This is a genomic window from Nocardia sp. NPDC057663, assembly GCF_042799895.1.
Taxonomy (GTDB): Bacteria; Actinomycetota; Actinomycetes; order Mycobacteriales; family Mycobacteriaceae; genus Nocardia.
Window position 1 is genome coordinate 740,499 of sequence record NZ_JBHVHX010000002.1, and the last position, 6,446, is coordinate 746,944.

6 protein-coding genes are annotated in these 6,446 nt (G+C 55.6%); 1 reads left to right on the forward strand and 5 read right to left on the reverse strand.

All coding sequences use genetic code 11. From position 1 onward, the window contains the following. The first annotated feature begins 112 nt into the window (after positions 1–112). Positions 113–877, forward strand: a complete 765-nt coding sequence (locus ACFVAV_RS08055) for a transposase family protein (protein ID WP_379031756.1) — start codon at positions 113–115, stop codon at positions 875–877. A 559-nt stretch (positions 878–1,436) separates the two neighbouring features. Here ACFVAV_RS08055 and ACFVAV_RS08060 read toward each other — a convergent pair. The 5 genes from ACFVAV_RS08060 to ACFVAV_RS08080 all read right to left on the reverse strand — a co-directional run bounded on the left by ACFVAV_RS08060 (position 1,437) and on the right by ACFVAV_RS08080 (position 6,435). Beyond that, positions 1,437–2,216 (reverse strand): hypothetical protein, encoded by a 780-nt coding sequence (locus ACFVAV_RS08060; protein ID WP_379031759.1) that lies wholly within the window; start codon positions 2,214–2,216, stop codon positions 1,437–1,439. A gap of 152 nt (positions 2,217–2,368) precedes the next feature. Further along, on the reverse strand, positions 2,369–3,592 hold the full coding sequence (locus tag ACFVAV_RS08065; RefSeq protein WP_379031763.1) for an MFS transporter: 1,224 nt from the start codon (positions 3,590–3,592) through the stop codon (positions 2,369–2,371). 100 nt (positions 3,593–3,692) lie between these two features. Continuing rightward, positions 3,693–4,394 (reverse strand): FMN-binding negative transcriptional regulator, encoded by a 702-nt coding sequence (locus tag ACFVAV_RS08070; RefSeq protein WP_379031766.1) that lies wholly within the window; start codon positions 4,392–4,394, stop codon positions 3,693–3,695. A 49-nt stretch (positions 4,395–4,443) separates the two neighbouring features. Then, positions 4,444–5,790, reverse strand: a complete 1,347-nt coding sequence (locus ACFVAV_RS08075; protein ID WP_379031768.1) for a lysine N(6)-hydroxylase/L-ornithine N(5)-oxygenase family protein — start codon at positions 5,788–5,790, stop codon at positions 4,444–4,446. 492 nt (positions 5,791–6,282) lie between these two features. Next, positions 6,283–6,435 (reverse strand): phosphopantetheine-binding protein, encoded by a 153-nt coding sequence (locus ACFVAV_RS08080; RefSeq protein ID WP_379031863.1) that lies wholly within the window; start codon positions 6,433–6,435, stop codon positions 6,283–6,285. Positions 6,436–6,446 lie beyond the last annotated feature (11 nt).

Here is a 6,446-nt window from a genome sequence, read left to right on the forward strand (position 1 = left end):
GTGACGGGGTTGTCGACCGAGGTGATCGCCGGGTTGGTGGCCGAGGTCGGTCCGGTATGGCAGGAGCGGCAGGACGCCAGGCGTGCAGGCCGGGTGCGGTTGCGGGCCCCGGGTGCGGGAGCCCGGCTATCGGCTGGTGTTCCTCGACCGGCTGCTGGTCGCGCTGCGCCACGGGGTCACCCATGATGTGCTCGCGGCCTGGTTCGAGGTGGACCGCTCCACGGTGACCCGCGCGATCGGTGAGATCCGCCCGATCCTGGCCGAGCGAGGATGCCGGATCGAGAACAGGACACGACTGCGTGATCTGGGTGAAGTCGTCGAATACCTGGGCAGCACTGAGGATTACGCGATTCTTGACGCGACCGAGGTCCGGGCGCGCCGGCCTGCGGCGCATACGGCCGGGCGTGACCGGTTCATCTCCGGGAAGTCTCGCCAGAACGCGATCAAGTCGATGGTGAACACCGACTCGGTGGGCCGGGTGGTGTTCTGCGGTGCCACTGTGCCCGGCTCGGTCGCCGACATCACCCAGGCACGGGACTCCGGACTGGCGGGGCTGCTCGTCGGCAGCGGTGCCCGAGTTCTTGCCGACGCCGGCTATCAGGGCCCCAACGCCGACACAGGAAGCGCGGTGATCACGCCCCCGCATCGCAAGTTCCGCCGTAACCCGCCCGCTTGGTACGAACAGCATCACCGGACACAGCGACAGGCCCACTCCCGCCACAGGATTCGTGTCGAGCACGCCATCGCTCATCTGCAGAACTGGCGAGCGCTCACTCGGCATCTGACACGAAGGACGGGCTTCGACCACACCGTGCGGGCCATCGCTGGGCTGTTGTCCGACCATCAGCACATCGACCGGGCTCAGCCCGCAAGGTGACAACCGCGCCCAACCCGCGGCCGGTCACAGCTCTCAGCAATCATGCACGAGGTCGTTAGCACGCGAGCGGCCCGATAGATTCCGGCCCCCGTTGTATCCATCGCGCCAATTCGACCGGGATTGACGACGCTAATCGTAGAACATCCCCCGGTAGCGAGCGCACTGCGCCGGCATCCAATACAAGGTAGGCCCAGTAAGAGGTTCGGCCGTGCTCCGGCGACCTGGCCAACTGGGCCTGATCAAGGATGGTTAGATTCGGAACGAACCGTCACTCGGCGCCGGGCAACAGTCTCATCGAACCATGTCAGAGGCACCGGCCACTTTGGACCGCGGTTAGGACCCGACGAGTAGGCAGAAGTCCACACTTGATGACCAAAGGTGGCGGCCGGCGGCGACCTCGGCGGTGCAAAACCCTTCTCAACTGCGGTGTCGCCGGACCACACTGTGCAAACGACCACAGAACACACGGGCGTGGGCCGAAATCGGAGACAACGCCGCCCACGCAACTAAATAGAGTTCGGTCATCGTGCCATCGACCTTGCGCAGGGCAGAGCCAAACTCAATCTGACATCAACACGGCCCGCAGGGTATTCCTAGATTCATCAGACAATAGCAGATCGTCATGACCTACCTTCGCCGTGATGCCTTCTGCCCCAAAAAAACGATTGTACTCTTCCGAAAAGATTCTAATCCGATCCGAAACATCATGACTACCGCCTTCCGCGCAAATCGCGAGGACCAGGTATTCTAGATACGCAGCGAAACTACCGACAATTTGACTAGCAACTCTACCTCCGATGCCTGCACGGTCTGCAGCTCTCTCTACCAGATTTGCATAACCATTCACCAGACTATCAGCCAGACTCCGGGGTTCAAGGTCTGCCCCAACTGGAATGCGGTGAGCCATCGCTATATCTGCCGGTTCGAGGAACTCATGGAGGTTAGAGATGTACCTGTTGTACTCAGAAATAATGGTCTTTTCGTCCAACGGGAGAGTATCGAAAGTAACGACCGGCACATCCATGCCAAAATCTGCCGCCAATCGATTGGCCAGATACGAGGCGATATGCCCACCAGAGCAGAAACCAACAACCACAGCTACGTCGGACCTACCTGCTCCGAGGCCAGAAAGCCAACAGTCCGTAGCATGAGCGAGCGCATCCCTCGGGCGCAATCCAGAATATCCAATCGTGTGGCACCGATACAACGTCGTCTCGTCGTGGAACTCGGCTGCCAAATCCTCCAATCGAGCTCCACGCCGCGATCCCTCAAAATCGATGCCCAGTACTATCTTCGAACCGACACCGCATACACGACCAACACTGAAGCAATCGTCCACTGCCAATCCTTTCAATCCTACAGCGACCATGATCCATGACCGCCCGATAACGAGAAAACCGACCACTCAGGGCAACGCTCGGCCCAGTGCGCACACCGCGGAGTACCACTATGACGGCCAACGAAAGTCGCCAATCCATCACAGAGTCGCCATCAAGAAACCAACACCTTCCGCGAAGACAGGTGAACTGCCAATCCCAATACTACGAGGCTGGCACTTGAAACGACTATCGCCATGTAGGACGAAACCGCGACGAGTTGACCAAACGACCACAACCCAACCGGAATTAGAGCACCGCTCAGCGCCGCCGCAATAGCAATCGTTCGCCCAACCATCGACGGCGGAGACTCACCTTGAATGACACCGAACAACGAAACTGCAACCATCGTCGACAGCAACCCAATGCCAAAGCTAGACACCAAATAAACCATCAGATTCGAAGTTGCAAGCATAAGCATCATAGTCGCCGATAACACGCAAATAGCACCCATGGACGATGGCATGCCATCCTTACGCTGCACCCGATCGGCCACAACCACAAAAGCGATTGAACCGAATGCTTGAAACGCCTGACATAGCGATAGATATTCCCCGGCCATCTCCGTGCCCGAAAGCCTGGACAGGACGATGAGGCCAGCGGGTGCCAACAGAAAATATAGAATCGAGGCAGTAAGTACAACCCGTCGAACAGGTCGATTGTCCTTAACCCAAATCGCCGCTTCTAGCAGCTTTCGAAAGATCGACCTCCTCGCCCGAGCTTCAGCAGCACCCACACGAGGCAATCGAAGGGTGATTAGGAACGAAATAACGAACGACCCAGTATTCATCGCCAGCGCCCAAACGTAACAGTCATCGGACACAACGATTATCAGCCCGCCGATGAGCGGGCCGCACACCTGGGCCACATTCCCCGCAGCAGTAAGCATTCCATTGTATCTCGCGAATTCGGAGCGATGAACGACGAAAGGGGCTATCGCTCTACTGGTGGGCGCGTACAAGCTTGAGGATACCGCGCATATAAATGATATAACTACCGCACTGGCAACTACCAATTTAATGTTTCCAAGAAGGTCGCGCCGCACCAAGAACAAAATACAAGGTAGTGCACAAACAACGATACTGGCAGCATCGTACAGCAATAGCAGTCGCCGTTTTTCCCATTGATCTGCAAACACCCCACCCAGAAGTCCGAAAATTACGGCGGGCACTGCGCTAAGAGCAAGCACTATGCCCGCAGTTCCGACGCCAGCATCTCGACCAATGACAAATAGAACTACGACAGTGAAGGAACCAGTTCCCAGCTTAGAAATGCCGACCGCTGGAATTAGGGCATAACGGGCATACTTGGGTACGTCAACAGATTCTTGTACGTGCACAGAACAATTGTCCAATCTTGCAGCCTCGCGGCTAACCGAGAGGTTCCGAGTAACTGACCCATCCTACAATTTCAGCTCTGCACTATACTGACAACCACCATCAATCTTGACCGAATGTTCCATGCGACTGACTATCGCAGCCCCCACCACGGTGCTCCTGATCGCTGCCGGAAGGTCTCATCAGATTCGCGATATCGCCATCTGCGCTGCGGCCACTAGACATAAGTCTGTCGATCACTCGTCGTTGCGTCGCGGAGTCCTTTTCCTGACTCAGCTTAAACATCGAATCTACGTTTGAGACACGAAACCGAAATGCTCCCACACCGCTTACGATGCTCTCGAAATATTCTATCGAGTGCGTGTCGTCCCAACCCTGTCCGTGCGAACTCTCAAACGTTCTCACCGTCTTACGCACAACGTCCATCGTGGGTTTTCCGCCCACGATAGGATGAATCGTTCCGCTCACATGTACTGAAACAAAATTCCACGTCGGCGAAGCCACCCTCTGCTCATAATATGCGGGCGAAATGTATGCGTTCGGTCCATTGAAGATCAACACGCCGGGACAGCCATCAACTAGATCGAGCCAATGGGGGTTCGATCGATTCATGTGGCCGAGTAGTGTGTCGCATTGAACGCGGTCACAGTCCCGATCAACCACTATTGGCAGATGTGTGATCCGCGGATAAGGGGAAGCACTCGTCACCAGCGTCGCGAGCGGATAACTTTCAACTATATCCAACCAGCCGTGGGGCGACTCCGGCCTATAGTAATGAGGAACGAACATTAGACATCCTCGCATTCTGGCGGCAGCGATGAGCCACTTCCGCTAGACCTTATGTACCAGCACTTCATCCAGCGATCCCATCCCGTTGTTGTACGAGAATCGAATGAAGGATCTCGCCTGAACGAACGCCGATGTTTGAGAGGAGCGTGGACGACAGTCCATGGCTATGCTCAGATCCTCCATTCAAGAAGATTGAACCGGCCAGGTCCCCGGAGACAACGATACTATGGTCACGATTGACCTGCAGTCGCCCCGCATCTTCTGTCTTACAGTACGGTGCGACATCCCCGAGGATGGCTAGCGGGTCCGAACTAGCGTAGCCTGTCGCATATATTAGTATGTCTGCAGTGAGGGCCCTTATCTCTCCACTAGGTAGATGTGTAACCTCAGCCCTAACCTCCGTTTCATTCACGTCCACATTCCTTATTTCGGTAGCATTGAAGAAGTACAGACGGCGTTTTCCCGATACCCTCTCCGAATACACCCGCCGATACAGTTCTTCCGAAAGCCCTTGATCAACTACTCCATAGTTGGTATTTCTATGGTAGTTTAGCAGCTCATCCTTAACCTCCTTCGTCGCTCCAAAAAAGACATCAACTGCGCTCGGGTCGAAAATCCCATTCACAAAGGGCGTATCGTCCGCGACGCTGTAGCCGTAGCGCCTGTGAACGGCCATTACCTCAGCGCCATCGAAGCGTCGATGAAGGTACTCGGTAACCTCTGCAGCGCTTTGGCCCGCTCCCACCACGATAATTCTCTTCGGCGACTCGCCAAGCAGCTCCAACCGATGCAATAGCTCCGACGAGTGCCAAACGCGAGGACCGAGCTCGGCACCGGAAGGTATCGAGGGGGTAATACCGATTCCAAGTACCACGTTTCGCGTAAGCAGTGTCCTTTGAACCATACCCTGTCGAAAGACAACTTTGATCGCTTGCTGGTCTCCCATTGGCTTCATCGAAAGAACTTCGCTACCGAATAGGACGGAATTGCCGAGTTGAGCGGCCACCCATTCTAAGTAGGCATGGAATTCGGCGCGCGCGGGGAAGAAGGATTTTAGATTAACAAAATCCGCCAAACGATCGTGGGCATGCAGATAGGCCAAGAAGCTGAATCGACTTGTCGGATTGCGCATCGTTACAAGATCCTTAATGAAGGAAACCTGCATCGTTGCGTCCTCTATCAGCATACCCTGATGCCACCCAAATGAGCTTTTCCGGTCGAGGAACACGGATCGTATGCTCTCAGATGAATCCGCAGAGCTATTGTGTTCCTCTAGCGCCACTGCCAAAGCGAGGTTGGACGGCCCATACCCGACTCCGACCACGTCCAGAACGTCACCCTCCTTGCCCGCCAGATACTCGGTTTGAGATCTCGGCACGCGTCCTAAATTGACTGATCTATCTTCGGTCACATTCCCTCCAGGCATCTTTCAACTTTCATGCTAAACTTTTTAGATCAATCGCCGAAATTCCAAAAACAATATGTTCACCATCTTTCACTCTGACAAAATCAACACCTCTCTCCCTACCGGCACTCAAGCACCTCCACCTGCCGGCCGCTGAATTACCACATTAGGCACCGTTTCGCTAGGTGGATGAGGTCATCTACTACCTACAGCCTGGTCAGGTGGCCACCACCGGAATACCGCGTGGATTGAAACAAAGTCATACCACTGTCCGCCACTGGCATATTCTTCCGAACTCCCTAGGGTAGACGGCGCCCCGGCTGTGAACTGAGAGCCCGGTACAGGCACGACCTCAGCTCCTTCCACACGAGCCGGTTGTGCATGGCTACTCCGGAAACCAAGGAGCGAGCAACATATAGGCGTGCGCAGCTGCAACCAATGGAATGAATATACTTCTGGCGGTGTTCGATCTAGCCGACAATTGCGAGCGATTGGCATTTAGATCTCACCCAAACGACGAAGGGAATCCAGCCGTTCGCAAATACGCTCTACCGTGCGCCCTTCAAGGACATCCCGCAAATCCAGTTCATAGCCGAGTGAGCGCTCGATACGGCCAACCAAACGCGCCGCCAACAACGAATGGCCACCCAAATCGAAGAAAC

What these genes read in the sequence shown, in the direction of transcription:
- ACFVAV_RS08070 (WP_379031766.1), bottom strand. Translation starts at nt 4,394, where the DNA reads ATGCGAGGATGTCTAATGTTCGTTCCTCATTACTATAGGCCGGAGTCG.